This is a genomic window from Marinomonas spartinae (assembly GCF_016461715.1).
Taxonomy (GTDB): Bacteria; Pseudomonadota; Gammaproteobacteria; order Pseudomonadales; family Marinomonadaceae; genus Marinomonas; species Marinomonas spartinae_A.
In genome coordinates, this window is sequence record NZ_JAEMUI010000001.1 from 342,613 (window position 1) to 361,222 (window position 18,610).

General features: G+C 44.7%; 19 protein-coding genes. 16 read left to right on the top strand and 3 right to left on the bottom strand.

Annotated elements, in window-relative coordinates:
- The first annotated feature begins 129 nt into the window (after nucleotides 1-129).
- The 12 genes from JHD45_RS01550 (at nucleotide 130) to rpoS (ending at nucleotide 11,299) form a co-directional block, all read left to right on the top strand.
- Nucleotides 130-1,086 carry a PDR/VanB family oxidoreductase gene (locus JHD45_RS01550; RefSeq protein WP_199474393.1) on the top strand — a complete coding sequence of 319 codons (957 nt, stop codon included), beginning with the start codon at nucleotides 130-132 and terminating at the stop codon, nucleotides 1,084-1,086.
- 187 nt (nucleotides 1,087-1,273) lie between these two features.
- Nucleotides 1,274-2,908 (top strand): CTP synthase, encoded by a 1,635-nt coding sequence (locus tag JHD45_RS01555; protein ID WP_199474394.1) that lies wholly within the window; start codon nucleotides 1,274-1,276, stop codon nucleotides 2,906-2,908.
- A gap of 51 nt (nucleotides 2,909-2,959) precedes the next feature.
- Nucleotides 2,960-4,261 carry a phosphopyruvate hydratase gene (gene eno, locus JHD45_RS01560; protein WP_199474396.1) on the top strand — a complete coding sequence of 434 codons (1,302 nt, stop codon included), beginning with the start codon at nucleotides 2,960-2,962 and terminating at the stop codon, nucleotides 4,259-4,261.
- A gap of 106 nt (nucleotides 4,262-4,367) precedes the next feature.
- Nucleotides 4,368-4,643, top strand: a complete 276-nt coding sequence (locus JHD45_RS01565) for a septum formation initiator family protein (protein WP_199474398.1) — start codon at nucleotides 4,368-4,370, stop codon at nucleotides 4,641-4,643.
- A complete protein-coding gene (gene ispD / locus JHD45_RS01570; protein ID WP_199474400.1) occupies nucleotides 4,640-5,347 on the top strand; it encodes a 2-C-methyl-D-erythritol 4-phosphate cytidylyltransferase in 708 nt (235 codons plus the stop codon). Before JHD45_RS01565 ends, ispD begins: the two co-directional genes overlap by 4 nt.
- A gap of 17 nt (nucleotides 5,348-5,364) precedes the next feature.
- Complete coding sequence (ispF, locus tag JHD45_RS01575) at nucleotides 5,365-5,850, top strand: 2-C-methyl-D-erythritol 2,4-cyclodiphosphate synthase (RefSeq protein WP_199474402.1); 486 nt, start codon at nucleotides 5,365-5,367, stop codon at nucleotides 5,848-5,850.
- An 83-nt stretch (nucleotides 5,851-5,933) separates the two neighbouring features.
- Nucleotides 5,934-7,028: a tRNA pseudouridine(13) synthase TruD gene (gene truD / locus JHD45_RS01580; RefSeq protein ID WP_199474404.1), complete on the top strand. Its 1,095-nt coding sequence runs from the start codon at nucleotides 5,934-5,936 to the stop codon at nucleotides 7,026-7,028.
- A complete protein-coding gene (gene surE, locus JHD45_RS01585; RefSeq protein ID WP_199474406.1) occupies nucleotides 7,006-7,752 on the top strand; it encodes a 5'/3'-nucleotidase SurE in 747 nt (248 codons plus the stop codon). The genes truD and surE overlap by 23 nt, the downstream gene beginning before the upstream one ends.
- Nucleotides 7,749-8,414: a protein-L-isoaspartate(D-aspartate) O-methyltransferase gene (locus JHD45_RS01590; protein WP_199474408.1), complete on the top strand. Its 666-nt coding sequence runs from the start codon at nucleotides 7,749-7,751 to the stop codon at nucleotides 8,412-8,414. The genes surE and JHD45_RS01590 overlap by 4 nt, the downstream gene beginning before the upstream one ends.
- A complete protein-coding gene (locus JHD45_RS01595; RefSeq protein WP_199474410.1) occupies nucleotides 8,407-9,327 on the top strand; it encodes a DUF368 domain-containing protein in 921 nt (306 codons plus the stop codon). Before JHD45_RS01590 ends, JHD45_RS01595 begins: the two co-directional genes overlap by 8 nt.
- A 55-nt stretch (nucleotides 9,328-9,382) precedes the next feature.
- Nucleotides 9,383-10,255: a peptidoglycan DD-metalloendopeptidase family protein gene (locus tag JHD45_RS01600; protein ID WP_233407497.1), complete on the top strand. Its 873-nt coding sequence runs from the start codon at nucleotides 9,383-9,385 to the stop codon at nucleotides 10,253-10,255.
- Nucleotides 10,256-10,285: 30 nt separating this feature from the next.
- The gene (gene rpoS / locus JHD45_RS01605; RefSeq protein ID WP_199474412.1) at nucleotides 10,286-11,299 is read left to right on the top strand and encodes an RNA polymerase sigma factor RpoS; all 1,014 of its coding nucleotides are present in this window, start codon (nucleotides 10,286-10,288) and stop codon (nucleotides 11,297-11,299) included.
- Between the two features lie 83 nt (nucleotides 11,300-11,382).
- On the opposite strand, the gene JHD45_RS01610 is transcribed toward rpoS, so the two are convergent.
- Nucleotides 11,383-12,294: a dienelactone hydrolase family protein gene (locus tag JHD45_RS01610; RefSeq protein WP_199474414.1), complete on the bottom strand. Its 912-nt coding sequence runs from the start codon at nucleotides 12,292-12,294 to the stop codon at nucleotides 11,383-11,385.
- 313 nt (nucleotides 12,295-12,607) lie between these two features.
- On the opposite strand from JHD45_RS01610, the gene folM reads away from it, so the two are divergent.
- The 3 genes from folM to JHD45_RS01625 all read left to right on the top strand — a co-directional run bounded on the left by folM (nucleotide 12,608) and on the right by JHD45_RS01625 (nucleotide 14,535).
- Entirely contained in the window at nucleotides 12,608-13,330 is a 723-nt protein-coding gene (gene folM, locus JHD45_RS01615) for a dihydromonapterin reductase (protein WP_199474416.1), read from the top strand.
- 82 nt (nucleotides 13,331-13,412) lie between these two features.
- Nucleotides 13,413-14,099, top strand: coding sequence for a GTP cyclohydrolase I FolE (gene folE, locus JHD45_RS01620; protein ID WP_199474418.1), 687 nt, complete (start codon nucleotides 13,413-13,415; stop codon nucleotides 14,097-14,099).
- A gap of 157 nt (nucleotides 14,100-14,256) precedes the next feature.
- Nucleotides 14,257-14,535, top strand: a complete 279-nt coding sequence (locus JHD45_RS01625) for a hypothetical protein (protein WP_199474420.1) — start codon at nucleotides 14,257-14,259, stop codon at nucleotides 14,533-14,535.
- Nucleotides 14,536-14,548: 13 nt separating this feature from the next.
- On the opposite strand, the gene JHD45_RS01630 is transcribed toward JHD45_RS01625, so the two are convergent.
- Both JHD45_RS01630 and JHD45_RS01635 read right to left on the bottom strand, forming a co-directional pair.
- On the bottom strand, nucleotides 14,549-15,760 hold the full coding sequence (locus tag JHD45_RS01630; protein ID WP_199474422.1) for an MFS transporter: 1,212 nt from the start codon (nucleotides 15,758-15,760) through the stop codon (nucleotides 14,549-14,551).
- 181 nt (nucleotides 15,761-15,941) lie between these two features.
- The gene (locus JHD45_RS01635; protein ID WP_199474424.1) at nucleotides 15,942-16,859 is read right to left on the bottom strand and encodes a helix-turn-helix domain-containing protein; all 918 of its coding nucleotides are present in this window, start codon (nucleotides 16,857-16,859) and stop codon (nucleotides 15,942-15,944) included.
- Nucleotides 16,860-17,069: 210 nt separating this feature from the next.
- Here JHD45_RS01635 and JHD45_RS01640 point away from each other — a divergent pair, with 210 nt between their 5' ends.
- Nucleotides 17,070-18,587 carry an aldehyde dehydrogenase family protein gene (locus JHD45_RS01640; RefSeq protein ID WP_199474425.1) on the top strand — a complete coding sequence of 506 codons (1,518 nt, stop codon included), beginning with the start codon at nucleotides 17,070-17,072 and terminating at the stop codon, nucleotides 18,585-18,587.
- The last annotated feature ends 23 nt before the right edge of the window (nucleotides 18,588-18,610 follow it).

Genomic DNA, 18,610 nt, shown 5'->3' on the forward strand with positions numbered 1-18,610 from the left:
TGCGATATATTAGCCATGTGGTTTTCTATCGTAAAAGCCTTAGACGAGTGGTGTAAATGTTATAGTCAGAGTGTGAAGGGATGCGCATGAGGTCCTTTGCTTAGTTTGGCTTTAAATGTAGGGGGATGGATGATTCCTGTTGTTGTTAGAAATTGTGTAGAAGAAGCTGAGAATGTAGTGCGTCTTGTTCTAGGTAGCCAAGACGGCTCTGCTTTACCTCCATATGAAGCGGGTGCACACATTGATCTTCATTTGCCAAGCGGTTTGATTCGTCAATATTCCTTGTGTCGTATGCAGTCAGAAGCGCAATATTATGAGATTGCTGTGCTGAAAGATGCCCAATCCCGAGGCGGCTCCCGTGAAGTGCACACCTTAAAGGTTGGGGATGAGCTCAATATTAGTGCCCCGCGTAATCATTTTTCACTAGCGAAAACTAAGCGCAAAGCCTTGTTAATTGCCGGTGGCATTGGTGTGACGCCATTGCTTCCAATGGCTCAGCAGTTGCACAAAATGGGGCTGCCGTTTGAGTTTCATTATTGTGCTAAGTCTCCTGATACCGCCGCATTTGCTAGGGCGCTTGAGTCCGGTTCGTTTGCCGATAAAATGCATTTTCACTACAGTCAAGTACCGTCATCCGGTCGTATGGATGTGGTCAATGTACTGTCTCAAAATGCTATGGACGGTGAGTTGTATGTTTGTGGCCCCGCTGATTTTATCAGTCATATTATTCAGCAGGCAGAGAATTTAGGTTGGCCTGATGAACGGGTGCATCGTGAATATTTCACAGCTCCTGATTTGGCTGAAGGCGATGCGACCAATACGGCTTTCAAAGTAAAAATTGCCAGCACGGGTGAGCTGTTAGAGGTGGCAGAAGATCAAACGATTTTTCAGGTATTGGAAAACAACGGCATCTTTGTTCCCGTCTCTTGTGAGTCCGGTGTCTGTGGCACTTGCCAAACGGGGGTGATTAGTGGCACCCCTGATCACCGTGACGTGTTTCTAACGGATAAGGAGCATAGTGAAGGGAAGTTTATTATGCCTTGTTGTTCGCGCTCGAAAAGTCCAGTGATTGAGCTGGATTTATAGCGATAACTCGCGCTAGTTATCCTTATTGTCTTTGTTTGTAATACATTCTGTTGGCTTGACGTAAATCCGTTGTGTTTTACATTGAGCCAACTGGCTGGCGATGCTATTATATCCTCCCGTCCTGAAGGGGTAATTCCTTTCATCATTAAATGTCACTTTTTCATATTTTAAGGCGGGTTAAATACTCATGGCGACACGATATATTTTCGTCACCGGCGGCGTGGTTTCATCACTTGGTAAGGGCTTAGCGGCTGCCTCTTTGGCTGCTATCCTTGAATCACGTGGACTAAAGGTCACCATGCTTAAATTGGATCCATACATCAACGTAGATCCCGGCACCATGAGTCCTTTCCAGCACGGCGAAGTCTTCGTTACAGAAGATGGCGCAGAAACTGACCTTGATCTTGGTCACTACGAACGTTTCATATCTACTAAAATGGGCAAGCGTAACAACTTCACAACGGGCCGTGTTTATCAGCATGTTCTGAAGAAAGAGCGTCGTGGTGAATACTTAGGGGGAACGGTTCAGGTTATTCCTCATATTACAGATGAAATCAAACGACGCGTTATCGCAGGAGCTCAAGGTGCGGATATTGCCTTGGTCGAAATTGGCGGAACGGTCGGTGACATTGAGTCTCAGCCTTTCTTGGAAGCGGTGCGTCAGATGAAAGTCGAAGTGGGGTCACACCGTGCTTTGTTTATGCACCTGACCTTGGTGCCGTACATCCGTACCGCTGGCGAGACCAAAACGAAACCCACCCAGCACTCTGTTAAAGAGCTGCGTTCTATTGGTATTCAGCCCGATATTTTGGTGTGCCGTTCTGAAGTGTCCATTGAAGCGCCTGAGCGCAAGAAAATTTCATTGTTCACGAACGTAGAAGAACGAGCCGTTATTTCCCTTCCTGATGCTGATACTATTTACCGTATTCCTCAGATGCTTAATGATCAGGGATTGGATAGTTTAATTGTGGAACGTTTCAATCTAGATTGTGACATGCCAGATTTAAGTATCTGGAATAAAGTAACGCAAGCAAAATTGAACCCAGAGAAGCAGATCAACATCGCCATGGTGGGCAAATACATGGAGTTGCTGGATGCGTATAAATCTCTAATCGAGGCCATGGACCATGCTGGTATTCATGCTAGAACTAAGGTAAAACTGCACTACATCGATTCTGAGAAAATAGAAGAAAACGGCACGGACATACTCAACGGTATGGATGCCATATTGGTTCCTGGCGGCTTTGGTGAGCGTGGTGTAGAAGGCAAAATTACCACTGCTAAGTACGCTCGTGAGAATAAAGTCCCTTATCTGGGGATTTGTCTAGGGATGCAAGTTGCCGTTATCGAGTATGCTCGTAACGTGGCTAACTTTGCTGGTGCGCACAGTACAGAGTTTAATTTAAAAGCAGAGAACCCAGTTGTTGGTCTGATCACCGAATGGACCAATGCAGAGGGTTCCAAAGAAATCCGGTCAGAGGAATCCGATCTAGGTGGGACGATGCGACTTGGCGCGCAAAACTGTAATCTAGTCGAAGGGACAAAAGCTTTTGAAGCTTATGGTCAAGCGGTGATTACAGAGCGTCATCGTCATCGTTATGAAGTAAATAACTTCTACGTTGAAGCGTTGGAAAAAGCTGGTTTGACGATCTCCGGTCGTTCAGAAGACAACTCTTTGGTGGAAATGGTGGAAATTGCCGATCACCCTTGGTTTGTTGCTTGTCAGTTCCATCCAGAATTTACGTCTACTCCTAGGTACGGACACGGCCTGTTTAGTGCCTTTGTTCACGCAGCATTGAAACATGCAGGTAAAGAAAAATAAGTCGAGCAAACAGGCAGTTTGTGATTTTTCATTTATTTTAAGAGGTTTGTTATGAGTCAGATCGTTGATATCAAAGCCAGAGAAGTCTTGGACTCTCGTGGTAATCCTACTGTTGAAGCCGATGTCATTTTGGCTGATGGCTCAGTAGGTTCAGCGTGTGCACCTTCTGGTGCCTCTACCGGTTCTCGTGAAGCTTTAGAATTACGTGATGGCGATAAAAGCCGTTATTTGGGTAAAGGTGTTCTAAAAGCGGTTGCTGCCGTCAACGGTCCTATCCGTGATGCGTTAATCGGTAAGGATGCCGCAGCACAAAAAGAACTTGATCATATTATGATCGAGCTTGATGGCACAGAAAACAAATCGACTTTTGGCGCAAACGCTATTTTAGCAGTGTCTTTAGCGGCCGCTAAAGCCGCTGCAATTTCGAAAAAAGTGCCTTTGTACGCACATATCGCTGATCTCAATGGCACACCTGGCGTGTTTTCTATGCCAGTTCCAATGATGAATATCATCAACGGCGGTGAGCATGCTGATAACAACGTTGATATTCAAGAGTTCATGATTCAGCCAGTCGGTGCGCCTAATTTTCGCGAAGCATTGCGTTACGGTGCAGAAGTCTTCCATGCTCTGAAAAAAGTACTCAGTGCTCGTGGTTTGAGCACCGCTGTAGGCGATGAAGGGGGATTTGCTCCGAACCTTGCGTCAAATGCTGAAGCCCTTGCGGTTATCAAAGAAGCGGTGGCGGCAGCGGGTTATGAACTTGGTAAAGATATTACCTTGGCGATGGACTGTGCCGCGTCTGAATTCTATGACAAAGAGGCCAACATCTACGATCTTAAAGGTGAAGGTAAGAAATTCACTTCAGAAGAGTTTAACTTTTTCTTGCAGGATCTTGCTAACCAGTACCCCATCGTTTCTATTGAAGACGGTCTTGATGAGTCTGATTGGGACGGCTTTGCACACCAAACAAAACTATTGGGCGATAAACTCCAATTAGTAGGTGATGATTTGTTCGTAACCAATACGAAGATTCTAAAACGTGGTATCGACAACGGTATAGCCAACTCTATTTTGATCAAATTCAACCAAATCGGCTCTTTGACCGAAACATTGGAAGCAATCAAAATGGCGAAAGATGCAGGTTATACAGCTGTGATCTCTCACCGTTCTGGTGAAACAGAAGATGCCACAATTGCCGATTTGGCTGTCGGCACAGCAGCAGGTCAAATCAAGACGGGTTCTCTATGCCGTTCTGATCGTGTGGCTAAGTATAATCAATTGCTACGTATTGAAGAGCAATTAGGCGGTAAAGCGCCGTATAAAGGTTTGTCTGAGATTAAAGGTCAGGCATAATTTGTAAAAACTTAAAAAAGGGAGGACTCTGTTCTCCCTTTTTTATTTTGTTTTTAGCGAAATCCTTCGATAATAAGGACTCGTTTTGTTATCTGCTGAGGGCGTTATGCCACGTTTATTATTTGCCTTGTTTGCCTTAGCTATTGGCTATCAGTCTTATCATTTGTACTACGGTGATCAAGGTGTGAAGCGCCAAGAAGAATTGGCGAAACAAATTGCCTATCAGGAGCGTGTGAATTTGCATCTTAAGCAGCGTAATGAGGCACTTAGAGCACAAGTAGATGATCTTCGTTCTGGTGAAGAGGCCGTAGAGGAACATATCCGTACGGATCTTCAATATATTAAAGACGGCGAAGTGTTTTATCGGATAGTTGACAAATGATACAACCTCTTTGGGTTATTATTCCCGCTGCTGGCATTGGCCAGCGAATGAAGGCTGATTGCCCTAAGCAATATATCCCACTATTGGGCAAAACCATTTTGGATCGTACCGTGGCCATTTTTGTGAACCACCCGATGATAGCAGGCGTTGCGGTTGGGCTTGGAGAGCTCGATGGGTACTGGGCGGACTCCTCATGGGTCAGTCACCCTCGTGTGTTTACTTATCAAGGAGGTATGGAGCGTTCCGATACCGTATTAAAGGGATTGGAATATTTATCGCAAGTTCAACAGGTCGCTGAGCAGGATGTGTTGGTGCATGATGCCGCAAGGCCATTATTAAGCCAAAGTGCATTAGAGCGCATTATTCAGCATCAAGGAGCCCAAGGGGCTATTTTGGCGATGCCAGCGCGGGATACGATTAAGCAACAAAAAGCCAATGGTAAGATACAAGCCACGATTGACCGTGATGGTATCTGGCTGGCTCAAACGCCACAGAAGTTTCCTGCTAGTGATTTGCTACAGGCGTTACGGAATATTCAAGCGCAAGGTGTGGCGATTACCGATGAATGTTCTGCGATGGAGTATACTGGATGGCAGCCTGATCTTGTGCTAGGAGAAAGCACCAATATCAAAGTGACCTTTCCTGAAGATTTACTCATCGCAGAAGCGCTTGTATCACATAATATCCACTCAATCAGTCAATAGGGATAGGAGTAATCATCATGATGCCTTTTCGAATAGGTCATGGCTTTGATGTGCATAAATTTGGGGAAGGTGATCACATTATTTTAGGCGGAGAACGCATTGCTTACTCACAAGGTCTGATTGCTCACTCCGATGGCGATGTGGTGTTGCATGCTTTAACCGACGCACTACTAGGCGCAGCGGCATTAGGCGACATAGGGAAACACTTTCCGGATACTGATGCGGCTTTTGAAGGCGCGGATAGTCGATTGTTATTGAAAAAAGCGTATCAAGAAATTCAAAAAATGGGTTTTTCCGTTGGTAATGTCGATGTGACCATTATTGCTCAAGCGCCCAAAATGCGTCCGCATATCGATGCGATGCGGGCGAATATCGCAGAGGATCTTTCAATCGATATCGGGGCGGTCAATGTGAAGGCAACGACGACAGAAAAGCTCGGTTTTACGGGACGCAAAGAAGGCATTGCTGTGGAAGCGGTAGCGCTTATTTACCAGCCCGCATAATCTGCTAATAGCAAATAGCATCATCTTATGTTTTGCATGATGTGATGGACCCAACCAGAATACAATTGCAAAGTAGGTAGTGAATGAATACCCAATGGGAGTACGCCTGGTCCACCCCCAAAGTGACGGGCGATTTAAAAACCACAGTACAAGATTTTTTTGTGGAAGAGCAGTTGGGATTTGAGCCTGATGGTCATGGGGAGTTTTATTTTGTTTTTATCGAGAAGCAAGGCATTAATACGGATTTCTTAGCTAAGCGCTTAGCGCAAATGGCGGGTATCGCTGCGAATAAAGTCACTTATAGCGGCGTGAAAGATCGTCATGCGTGCACTCGCCAATGGTTCTGTCTGCATATGATTAACAAAGAACCGGATTTAACCAATATTCAAGAAGCATTCCGTGAACCTGAAAAGGTTCGGGTGATCACACAGTCCCGTCATTCGAAGAAATTGCGCACAGGTGCCCATGTTGGTAATCGTTTTGTGCTGCGCATTCGCGACATCAAAGGCGATTTGGAGGATCTGAAAAGCCGACTTGAGTTGATTAAAATGAGTGGTGTACCGAATTATTATGGCGCGCAGCGCTTTGGTATTAACGGCAATAATTTGCATAATGGCAAACCCTTTGTGCTCAAAGGGCGGCAAAGCAAAAGAAAGCTTTCTAAAACAGAAGGTTTTTGGTTATCTGCCATTCGCTCTTGGTTCTTCAATGAAGCGCTGAGTGCTCAGGTTAGAAATGGCATGTGGTGTCGATTGTGTGATGGCGATATTGTCCAATATCAAGGACGTGATGAGCAGTTTCGCTTGAAAGAAATGACGGCGTCGATGCATTTACAAGCGGTATTAGGTAACGTGCATCCCGTTCTGCCATTGATTTGCGAAGGTTGGCAAGATGGCACAGGAACACAGCGAGAAGCGGTTATCATCGAATCCGTTCGCCAAGAAGGGGAGTTAATGCAGGCCTTAATTGACTTTGGCTTAAGCCGAGAGAGCCGCTTGGCGCGACTGATGCCGACTGAGATGGCCTGGGAATTGCTTGAAAAGCCCAACGAACAGACTCAACTCATTGTTGAGTTTTCCCTGTCTAAAGGATGTTTCGCCACCAGTATTTTACGCGAAATGATACATGTAACAGACAAATCAGCTGAGAAATACCATGAGAATATTGATCGCCAATGATGATGGGATTGATGCTGTCGGCATTAATACTTTAGCGCAAGCATTACAAGAAAAATACGATATTTTAGTGGTCGCTCCAGACCGTAATCGTAGTGGTGCGAGTAACTCGTTAACACTAACGCGCCCAGTGCAACCCACTAAAGTAACTGATAAATACTACCGAGTGGATGGGACACCGACTGATTGTGTGAATTTAGCCTTGTCGGGGGTGATTGATGGACAGGTGGATCTAGTGGTCTCTGGTATCAACCATGGCGCCAATCTGGGGGATGATGTGATTTACTCAGGTACTGTAGCGGCAGCAATGGAAGCTCGGCATCTTGGCCAACCAGCCTTGGCAGTTTCTTTAGTGGGAAGCACGTATTTTGAGACGGCGGCTGAAGTTGTTATGAAACTCTTAGACGATGCTAAGAGTCTAACCCTTGCCCCTGGTATTTTGCTGAATATTAATGTACCTGATGTGCCTTATAGTGAGTTAAAGGGGATTAAAGTGACACGTTTAGGGTATCGTCAGCGTGCGCAAGAAGCAATTAGTGCACAACACCCAAGAGGTTTACCAAGTTTTTGGATTGGCGCTTTATCTGAGCCTCATGATGCTTCAGAAGGGACGGATTTCCACGCGGTGCAAGAAGGATATGTTTCCATTACCCCTATCCATACTGACATGACGTGTTATGACGCAAAACAGCCATTAGATGCTTGGGTTCGTTCTTTTGATCTATGAGTCTACACAATCTCAATGGGCTGATTAAGCATACTGAGTCACGCGCCTCTCAGATGTTACAACAGCTGAAATCACAGGGTATTCACCATCCGGCATTACTGGCTAAGATGGGGGATATCCCTCGAGAAAAATTTGTTGAACCTGCTTTTTCCCATCTTGCTTACTCCGCTACGCCTTTACCTATTGGTCGTAATCAAACTATTAGTCAACCTTTGACAGTGGCAAGAATGTCGCAATGGTTACTGGAATACGCGCGTCTTGGTCGAGTGTTGGAAGTCGGCACTGGGTCAGGTTACCAAACGGCAATATTGGCGCACTTTTTTAATAAAGTGCACACCATCGAGAGACAGGAAATTCTTCATAAGCTTGCCAGACAACGGCTTGAGAAGATGGGGATTCACAATGTGGAGTACTTGTTTGGCGATGGTCAAGCTGGTTGGCCACAAAAAATTGACATGGATGCTGTCATTATTACGGCAATGGTGAGTAAAGTTCCGGTTGCATTAACCAATTGCCTAAAAGAAAACGGTATATTAATTATGCCGATTAATCAGCCTACACCACAAATTGGTTGTTGGCGAAAAGAAGGAGACCGCTGGAAGCGCTTAGCGATTGAAGTGGCTCATTTTGTTCCCTTATTGGAAGGAAAAGTCTATGCCTAAATGGCTTAAAATTTATATGAGTGGTGTCATGATGGGGGCGGCGGATGTCATCCCAGGTGTATCGGGTGGAACCATTGCGTTTATTTTAGGTGTGTATGATCGCCTGATTGCCGCCCTTAGCGGCGTTAATAAACAAAGTCTTACTATGCTGATAAAAGGCGATATTAAAGCATTATGGCGTCATTTTGATGGAGCGTTTCTGTTGCCTTTAGGGGCCGGTATCGCCACCAGTATTGTCGGTATTGCGGGACTGATAACGCATTTACTGGCGACGTATCCTGAATATGTGTGGAGCTTCTTCTTTGGTTTGATCCTAGCATCGGCTTATTTCTTGATTGGGCACCTAGAGCGCTTTTCTTTCCGTCATTTCTTGACGCTGGTTCTGGGCATAGCCATTGGTGCCTCTCTGTCACTGGTTGTGCCAATTCAAGTCAGTACTACTTACTCAATGGTGTTCTTTTCTGGCTTCATTGCCATTTGCGCGATGATCCTACCAGGCATCTCTGGAAGTTTTTTACTGTTAATGATGGGAATGTACGGTTTTATTCTTGGCGCTGTGAAAGATTTCAATTTTGCAGTGATTGGAGTATTTGCCGTGGGGGCGCTAGCTGGTCTACTGAGTTTTTCAAAGGTTCTGCAATATTTATTGGAGCATGCTAAGTCGCTCACTCTGTCTGCTTTAATAGGTATTATGGTGGGGGCATTGGTGAAGGTATGGCCTTGGAAAGTGGTGGACTCTTGGACACAAATAGGCAGTAAAAAATTTCCTGTTGAAGAGCATTTAATTCTTCCTTGGCACACCAGTTCGTATCATCTAACGACGGACTTATTACTGCCCATTGGTTTTATGATTATCGGCTTTATGATTGTTTTTCTCATTTCTTACATTTTTTTACGAAACGCGGACAAATAAAGTCAAATGTATCTGAGTGTTAGCAATAGGGTGGTTAAGATGGTAAGAGAGGACATTGGTTATTAATAAGTTTGAGTCTAAAGGTGGTATCACCCGTATTACAGATTGGAGAATAAAGTGGGTTATACTATTGTGTTTTTCTCTATCGGGTTGTGCTTATCAAGTGATTAACTTCCCAGATGAAAACACAGGCTCTTACAGTGCTAATGATGCCTCGGTGTCTCCTGTACCTCGTTCTGGCTACCACCGAGTCAGTCGTGGCGAGACCTTGTTTTCTATTGCTTTTCGCTATGGCAAAGATTACCGAGAGGTGGCGGCTTTAAATCATATCCGTCCTCCCTATACGATTTATCCTAAGCAAAAAATCTGGTTAGAGGTGCGAGGTTCTGTCGTGGCCAATGGCGCCTCTTCTCAGTCTAGTCGATCCTCTTCTAGATCACGAGTCGTGGCGAAAACCGCCCCCGTCCCGAGCGTTTCTCCGTCAGATATTACCCTGCAAAAAAAGGTGAATATCCCTGAAAAAAATTCCTCTTCGAATATACAAAACTCTGAAAAAGTGACTTCTTGGCAGTGGCCTCTCGTCGGTAAAGTTGTAAAGGGCTTTTCAAGTAACGGCGTTAGTAGTAAAGGTATAGACATCAAAGGGCAAAAAGGCGAATTGGTCAAAGCAGTTGCCGACGGAACAGTTGTATATGCAGGCAGTGGTTTAATTGGTTATGGGAACCTTGTGATAGTGAAACATAACGATGTTTACCTAAGTGCCTACGCATACAACGAACGAATTTTAGTCAAGGAACAGCAGCATGTGAAGGCGGGCGATGCTTTGGCTATTATCGGTGGCAAGGGTAATGATAGGCCTCTTTTGCACTTCGAAATTAGGCGTGATGGTCAACCTGTGGATCCACTAAAAATACTTCCCAGACAATAATAATTCACGCTGGGCGAGGAGGGGATAAAAATGAAAACAGTAAATACAAACACAAATAAAACAGCTCAAACACTCGCCAATTTAGATTTCGATCTAGATTTGGTGGATGATGATATTGAAGGCATTGAGGACGATAACAGCGATGAGGATTTTGATTCTGCAGTGAATGCTCGCTATGCCAATGATGAATCCAACAAAAGCTTAGACGTGACTCAGCTTTACTTGAGTGAAATTGGTTTTTCTCCCTTGTTGTCAGCGGAAGAAGAGGTGTATTTTGCGCGTCTTTCCTTGAAAGGCGATGAAAATGCTCGTAAACGTATGATTGTCAGTAACTTACGTTTAGTGGTGAAAATTTCACGTCGTTATTTGAATCGAGGTTTGTCTTTATTGGATCTGATTGAAGAAGGGAATCTCGGCTTGATCAGAGCAGTTGAAAAATTCGATCCTGAGCGTGGTTTTCGATTCTCTACTTATGCAACTTGGTGGATTCGTCAAACCATTGAGCGGGCGATTATGAACCAGACACGTACGATTCGCTTGCCGATTCATGTGGTAAAAGAATTGAATGTCTATCTGCGTGCGGCACGTGAATTGACGCAAAAACTGGATCATGAGCCAAGCCCTGAGGAAATAGCGGAAATGCTGGATCGTCCTGTTGCAGATGTGCAAAAAATGTTGGGGTTAAATGAGCGTATTAGCTCTATTGATTCTTACATTGGTGGCGGCGACGATAATGATAAAAGCTTGATGGAAGTGATTGCCGACACCAACCACCAAGGGCCAGAAGAGGACCGCCAAGAAGGGGATGTCTTAAAGAGCATTGAAGGTTGGTTAAATGAACTGAATGACAAGCAATGTGAGGTTATTGCGCGACGTTTTGGTTTACGAGGTTATGAACCAAGTACACTGGAAGATGTTGGGGCAGAAATCGGCTTAACCCGTGAGCGCGTCAGACAGATTCAGGTTGAAGCGTTACGTAAGCTGCGTTTGATGATGGACAAACAAGGTCTTTCTCTTGATGATGTTATTGGGTTTGGTAATTAATCTTCCGATAAACATCATTAAAATGAATCAATGATAAAATGCCCGATGATCTCTCGGGCATTTTTGTGTTTAGGGTTAGATTGTTAGGCTGCTAAATGTTGTTTAAAAAAGGCAATTGTTCGTGACCAAGCTAGCTCTGCGTTGTCTTTTTGATAACGTGCCGTTGAGTCGTTATGAAACCCATGATTTGCCTTGGGATAGGTATAGGCCGTGTAGTTCACCTTGTTTTCTTTTAAGCTTCTTTCATAGTCTGGCCAAGTGGCGTTGACGCGTTTATCGAGTTCTGCAAAGTGCAGCATTAACGGCCCCCGAATCTGTTCAAGATGGGAGGTGGCGGGTGTGCCATAAAAAGGTACGCCTGCATCCAGCGTATCGGGCATAAAGGCGGCCACTGTATTGGTTAAATACCCTCCGTAACAAAACCCCACCATACCAAGTTTGCCAGAGCTCAGAGAATGCTGCTTTAGCATGACCGCCGCACTCATAAAATCTTTTTCTATTTTACTGCCGTCTAAGGTTTTTTGCATGGCTCTTCCTTCGTCATCGTTGCCTGGATAGCCTCCAATGGAAAATAATGCATCAGGTGCAAAGGCAACGAATCCCTCTTTTGCCAAGCGTCGAGCGACGTCTTTGATATAAGGGTTGAGTCCCCGGTTTTCATGGGCCACCAAAACGACAGGCGCGGGGTTGTCCTGAGTAACGCCCTTTGGTACCACGAAATAACCACGTCCTTTACCGTATCCGGCTGGACTGTCAAACTCTAGGTAGCTGGCGGTAATGTCGGGGTCATTAAAAGAGACTTGCTCTGCTAAGGCATAGTTGGGTGTTAATGCCCCCGCAATGACGGACAAGGACATCCCTGCGATACCCAATGTACCGAGTCTCGATAAAAAAGTGCGTCGGTCAATGTCGCCGTGGGCATATTCATCGTACCAATCAAACGCCTCTTGAGGGATGCCATAATCATTCAGGTGCTGTGGAGGCTGACTATTCATTGTTCTTTTCCTTTCTATGATGTTGATAGATAGAACTCATTCATTCAGGTAACTTTTTTTTGCTATGCTGTTCTGCATGGTATCCATTAACTTTTTTCTTTAGCAAGTGATGTGTTATCTGTGCCCGGCATGTGCAGAGAATACGATGGAAGATTCTTTATTCTAGTTTAATTTTTAGGCAACTAGACACATTTTAAGAGAATGGATGATCTTTTTTTCATTATTATCCGTAAGCTTATTATTAAGAATACTATGATATTGGTAATATGGTTTTCTGTGGCTCACAAATATTACTCAATGGGAATGGACTTACATGATACATGACGTGCCAATTATTATTACAGGTGGCGCACAGAGATTGGGATTAGCCTGTGCAAAAGCTTTGGTCGAAGACGGCCATCAGGTGGTGATTACTTACCGACGCCATAAACCTAGCATTGTAGAACTTGAAGAGCTAGGGGTACATTGTATTCGAGCTGACTTTTCTACTCAATCTGGCGTGGATGAGTTCATCGTACAAATTCAGCAACGTTATAATAAGCTGAGAGGGATTATTCATAATGCATCCGATTGGCAGTCTGAGGCAGAGGATATAGATCCCAGCGAATTAATGGAAAGAATGTGGTATGTGCATGTATTTGCGCCTTATCGTATGAATCTGGCATTCGAAGCTTTATTATCTGCAGGCTCTGTGCGTGAAGGAAAGGCCGATATAATTCATATGACAGATTATGTGGCTGAAAAAGGTAGTGGTAAGCATATTGCTTATGCGGCGAGTAAGGCGGGTCTTGCCAACTTGACTTGCTCTTTTGCTAAGCGCTTTGCGCCATTAGTCAACGTGAATTCTATTGCACCTTCTCTTTTGATGTTTAATCCAGAAGACGATGCTGAATATCGTCAGAAGGCTTTGAATAAGTCACTTTTACATCAAGAGCCGGGTGAGCAAGAAGGCGTGTTGGCGGTAAGGTACATTTTAGAAAATCGCTATATGACAGGGAGAACCTTGTCGCTAGATGGAGGTAGGCACCTTGTTTAGCGACTGTAAAGAGTCGTCTAGCTGGGGTCGATCAACTCGCCTCCGTGTCATCTGACAAGATACAGCAACGTAGGACATTGATATGAAATCTGTTGTAGCAGAACAAACAAAAGTGAGTGGTCTAGGGCTTACAGAAGAGGCGCGCAAAGTGCGTGATGCTCTTATTAAGAGTGGTCTTGAGACGCCGATGATTGATAACGGTTTAACCTCTGAAGAGAAGTATCAGCGAATAAAATACGCCTTTGAAGATATTGTTGGCACGTTAGGTTTGGATTTAACGGACGACAGTCTGGCGGAAACGCCACATCGCATTGCCAAAATGTATGTGCGTGAGATTTTCTCTGGTCTTGATTACGCGAATTTTCCAAAAATCACTGTCATAGAAAACAAGATGAAAGTCGATGAGATGGTAAAGGTGCGTAATATCAGCTTTACGAGTACTTGTGAGCATCATTTTGTGACCATCGATGGTACGGCAACGGTGGCTTATTTGCCGAAAAATAAGATCATTGGTTTGTCGAAAATTAATCGCATTGTGCGTTTCTTCGGACAGCGTCCACAGGTACAAGAACGTTTGACTCAGCAAATTTTGGTCACACTGCAAGCCTTGTTGGAAACCGACAATGTGGCCGTCAGCATTGATGCCGTGCATTACTGCGTTAAAGCTCGAGGAGTGATGGACGCGAGTTCCTCTACGCAAACAACCGCATTAGGCGGTTTGTTTAAGAGCAGTGACAAAACTCGTGGTGAGTTTTTATCGAGCCAATAGTTATCGCTCTGCGTGTTTGGTAAATGGTTACGGAGTCTGCCCAGTGTAGACTCTTTTGCTTTCTGTACTAGGTGTTTTGAGCTAGAGTTGCTTAAAGCAGAATTCAGATGGCTTAATCGTTTGTCGTGGTATTCATCCAATTGAGGGAAAAGTACGAGTGCAAAAGAAGCATAAAAACAAGTGGTTTCCCGCTAAGAAAAATGGCTGGGGATGGGGGAAGCCAACAGCTTGGCAAGGCTGGGCTGTATTGGTGATTTATTTTGCGATGGTTGGGGCAATCAGTGTCAGTTATGACCCCAAAGTTGCTCTGAAAGAATGGGGCGTGGGAGTTGGCATCGTCACTGTGATCTTGTTATTGATTTATTGGTTGAAAGGCGAACCACCTAGTTGGACTTGGAAGCGAATCGATAAAAAGAAAAAACGCCTCTTTAAATAGAGTCGATGTTGGTTCAAGCGTTGTCTTTTTCCAAACGGTTACGTTGTACTAGGGTAGGAAATAGATACATCCAAATCCCGACAACGGCAATGGTGCCCATACCACCAATCAAAATGGCTGGTACTACTCCAAACCATGCGGCGGTCACTCCGGATTCAAATTCTCCTAATTGATTTGAGCTACCAATAAAGATTGAATTGGCCGCGCTGACGCGTCCGCGCATATCGTCTGGGGTTTCTATTTGAATTAAAGTAGAACGAATGACAACGCTGATCATATCGGACGCACCCATCAAGGTGAGAGCAGCCAAGGAGAGGATGAGCGTGCTAGATAAGCCAAATAAAATGGTGGCCACGCCAAAGGATGCGACGGCGGCAAACATAATTTTACCAACACTGTGTTCAAGTGGCCGACGTGACAGATAAATTGACATCAGTAATGCACCGAGTGCTGGTGCGCAGCGTAATAACCCCAATCCCCAAGGCCCAGTATGCAAAATGTCTTTTGCGACAATCGGGAGTAATGCGGTGGCTCCCCCTAGTAATACCGCAAACATATCCAGTGATACGGAACCAAGAATAACCTTATTGTTGCGAACAAAACGTAGTCCGCCTAATAGATGGGTCATATTAATTGGCGCTTTTGCTTTGACAACAAAGTTATAGTGTAGAAAGAACATGATCACGCTGGACAGCAAAAAACAGAGACTGCTGGTGGAATATAAGGTTGTTGGCCCTAATAGATAAATTAATCCACCGAGGGCAGGTCCTGCAATGACTGAAATTTCTCTGGCTGAGGCAATGGCGCTCATGGCACGAGATAATAGAGCTTCCGGGACTAAATTGGGAAGAATGGCTTGGTTAGCAGGCATTTCAAAGGCGCGTGCAGCTCCCAACATGACCGCGCAACTGTAGATAATGGTGGCGGAAATATGATCCGTTATGTTGCTGATGGCCAATACAGCCACTGTCATGGTCATGATGAGTCGGCTGAAAACACAAATAAGGCGTCGGTTATAGCGATCTGCCATATGGCCCACGACGAGTGTCAGGGTTAATTGCGGGAGAAATTGACATAATCCCACCAAACCCAGTGCCATCGGGCTGTTTGTTAAGTTGTACATTTGCCAGCCAATGCCTACGGTGAGCATTTGAAAAGCCAAGGATGAAGCAATTTGTCCAATCCAATAATGAACAAAGTTGGTATGTTTGAATAAAGAAGGCATGTTGACCTTAACAGACAGGTGAATAGACCTAGGGGGAGGGTTCCCTAAGCGTAACGAATACTGGGTACGACGAACGGCTAATATACTAAAGAGTGGTATAACGTAGCCAGCAAATCGCTATTGAACACAGCTAATAACGAACATTTCTATGGCAATTTGCACCGTCATGACTGTCTATTTGTTAATTCAGTCGTGTTTGAGCTATTTGACTAGGGCAGATGCCAAAATGCTGATGGAAACGACGACTAAAATGGCTCAAACTTTGGTACCCTAATTCAAAGCTGACTTGTGTGACGGTAGCCCCTTTTTTGAGCCTTAAGTGGGCTTGTGCCATGCGTCTTTGGTGTTGATATTCCAATGGCGTACAGCCCAGCTGTCGCTTAAATATATCATAAAAACGGCTACGACTCATGCAGGCCATTTTGCTTAAAGCATCAATGTCTAAGGGACTAGCAAGATGCTCTTCGATCCAGTTAATCACACACGTTAACCCCGTTGCATCAGGGGTGGTTTGTGTATAGCGCAATAATGCCTCTCTTCCATGATAGCGTAAGATTCTCATAATAAGTTCATTGACCCCAAAATCCACCAGCAAATCGCGGTCAGGATCATTTTGTATAAAGTGACTGGTTAAGCGGTCAATCACTTGTTGTGTCGCTTGAGTATGCAGAGTGTGTAATGGTTGATTGGGATCGACGGCGATTTTATCGGCTAGATTGGGAAGGCATGTATCGTTCATTCGATCGCTGATTTGCGCAACACGCTCTTTTGACAGAGCAATCGTCAAACAGGTTGTGGGACGGTTTATATTCGCCTCTGGGAAATCGATAAACACTTCTTCATTGGGCGCTAAAATAAACGATTCATGGGGCAAGAAAGCAATGTCGCTTTTTCGTTTCGTATGCATGACTTTAGCCCCCGTCACCATGCCACAATACAACAAAGAATCCGCTTTTAAACTGACTTTTTTAGCCTGTTCATAGGTGTCATAGATACTGAGTTCTGAGTCTATTCCAGCAAAGCACACTCGGTTTTCAACCAGTTGAGTGGGCGAACGTTTTTGCCATGTTAATGATGGATTGATCATTGCATTTGTCATGTGCACACCTCAGGTTATTTTTGTATGGCGTGATTTGTTTGAGACTAATAATCTACCCAATAGACATTAGGGTCAACTAGAGAACTTGAATAAAAATTGGACACACAGACAACTATCATGGACTCACAGGCAAGCTTTGTGGGTCGCTTGTTTCTACAGTGGTAAGAGAAAAGACACCGTTATAAAAACAACAAGATTGGAGACATCATCATGATTTATGCAAAACCAGGTAGCGAAGGTAGCGTCGTTTCTTTCCAAGCCGAATACGGAAATTATATTGGTGGCGAATGGGTTCCCCCTGTGAAAGGGCAATACTTTGATAATATAAGCCCTGTGACTGGTGAAGTCTTTTGTCGTATTCCTCGTTCTACCGAAGAAGATATCAACTTGGCGCTTGATGCTGCCCACGCGGCAAGAGCGGCATGGGGCAAAACTTCCGTTATTAATCGTTCGAATCTACTCCTCAAAATTGCTGACCGCATTGAACAGAATTTAGAGCTACTAGCGGTAGCTGAAACTTGGGATAACGGTAAAGCGGTGCGTGAAACCTTAAACGCCGATATTCCACTGGCTGCAGACCATTTCCGCTATTTTGCGGGTTGTTTACGAGCCCAAGAAGGCAGTGCTGCTGAGTTAGATGAGAATACTGTGGCGTATCATTTTCATGAGCCATTGGGTGTGGTTGGTCAAATTATTCCGTGGAACTTTCCAATATTGATGGCTGCTTGGAAATTAGCGCCAGCGATTGCCGCAGGCAACTGTGTAGTATTAAAACCTGCAGAGCAAACGCCAGCGTCCATTTTAGAGCTGATGAAAATTATTGGTGATCTTTTACCCGCTGGCGTGATAAACATTGTTAATGGATTTGGTGCCGAAGCAGGTCAAGCACTGGCAACCAGTAAGCGTATTGCGAAGATTGCCTTTACGGGTTCAACACCTGTTGGCTCTCATATTCTGAAATGTGCGGCTGAAAATATCATCCCATCTACCGTGGAGTTGGGAGGAAAATCGCCTAATATCTATTTTGCCGATATTATGCAACAAGAAGAAACCTTCATTAGCAAATGTGTGGAAGGAATGGTGTTGGCCTTCTTTAACCAAGGGGAGGTGTGTACTTGTCCTTCTCGTGTTTTGATCCAAGAATCCATCTATGACGAGTTTATTGCCCTAGCAATTGAGCGTACCAGAACCATTAAACGGGGTAATCCGCTAGATACCGATACCCAAGTGGGCGCACAAGCGTCTCAAGAGCAGTTTGATAAAATTCTAAGTTACATTGATATCGGTAAAGAAGAAGGGGCAGAGCTTCTGATCGGCGGTGGTGTTGAGTCAATGGATGGCTTTGATAAAGGCTTCTATGTTCAACCAACCATGTTTAAGGGCACAAATAACATGCGCGTGTTCCAAGAAGAAATTTTTGGTCCCGTGATTAGTATCACGACCTTTAAAGATGAAGCCGAAGCGCTAGCAATTGCCAATGATAGCGAGTTTGGTTTAGGGGCAGGTGTATGGACTCGAGATACCAATCTCGCTTATCGCATGGGGCGTAATCTTGAAGCGGGTCGTGTATGGATGAACTGTTATCACCAATATCCTGCTCATGCGGCGTTTGGTGGCTATAAAAAATCCGGTGTCGGCCGTGAAACCCATAAACTAGCGCTAGAGCACTATCAACAAACGAAGAACATGTTGGTAAGCTATGACATTAATCCATTGGGCTTCTTTTAAGGCTGCCGTTCGCAAGAAGGGGG

Coding starts and splice junctions, on each gene's coding strand:
- JHD45_RS01635 (WP_199474424.1), bottom strand. CDS start 16,859: ATGACAAATGCAATGATCAATCCATCATTAACATGGCAAAAACGTTCG.
- surE (WP_199474406.1), top strand. CDS start 7,006: ATGAGAATATTGATCGCCAATGATGATGGGATTGATGCTGTCGGCATT.
- ispF (WP_199474402.1), top strand. CDS start 5,365: ATGATGCCTTTTCGAATAGGTCATGGCTTTGATGTGCATAAATTTGGG.
- truD (WP_199474404.1), top strand. CDS start 5,934: ATGAATACCCAATGGGAGTACGCCTGGTCCACCCCCAAAGTGACGGGC.
- JHD45_RS01595 (WP_199474410.1), top strand. CDS start 8,407: ATGCCTAAATGGCTTAAAATTTATATGAGTGGTGTCATGATGGGGGCG.
- JHD45_RS01565 (WP_199474398.1), top strand. CDS start 4,368: ATGCCACGTTTATTATTTGCCTTGTTTGCCTTAGCTATTGGCTATCAG.
- eno (WP_199474396.1), top strand. CDS start 2,960: ATGAGTCAGATCGTTGATATCAAAGCCAGAGAAGTCTTGGACTCTCGT.
- ispD (WP_199474400.1), top strand. CDS start 4,640: ATGATACAACCTCTTTGGGTTATTATTCCCGCTGCTGGCATTGGCCAG.
- JHD45_RS01550 (WP_199474393.1), top strand. CDS start 130: ATGATTCCTGTTGTTGTTAGAAATTGTGTAGAAGAAGCTGAGAATGTA.
- rpoS (WP_199474412.1), top strand. CDS start 10,286: ATGAAAACAGTAAATACAAACACAAATAAAACAGCTCAAACACTCGCC.
- JHD45_RS01610 (WP_199474414.1), bottom strand. CDS start 12,294: ATGAATAGTCAGCCTCCACAGCACCTGAATGATTATGGCATCCCTCAA.
- JHD45_RS01590 (WP_199474408.1), top strand. CDS start 7,749: ATGAGTCTACACAATCTCAATGGGCTGATTAAGCATACTGAGTCACGC.
- JHD45_RS01555 (WP_199474394.1), top strand. CDS start 1,274: ATGGCGACACGATATATTTTCGTCACCGGCGGCGTGGTTTCATCACTT.
- folE (WP_199474418.1), top strand. CDS start 13,413: ATGAAATCTGTTGTAGCAGAACAAACAAAAGTGAGTGGTCTAGGGCTT.
- folM (WP_199474416.1), top strand. CDS start 12,608: ATGATACATGACGTGCCAATTATTATTACAGGTGGCGCACAGAGATTG.
- JHD45_RS01640 (WP_199474425.1), top strand. CDS start 17,070: ATGATTTATGCAAAACCAGGTAGCGAAGGTAGCGTCGTTTCTTTCCAA.
- JHD45_RS01630 (WP_199474422.1), bottom strand. CDS start 15,760: ATGCCTTCTTTATTCAAACATACCAACTTTGTTCATTATTGGATTGGA.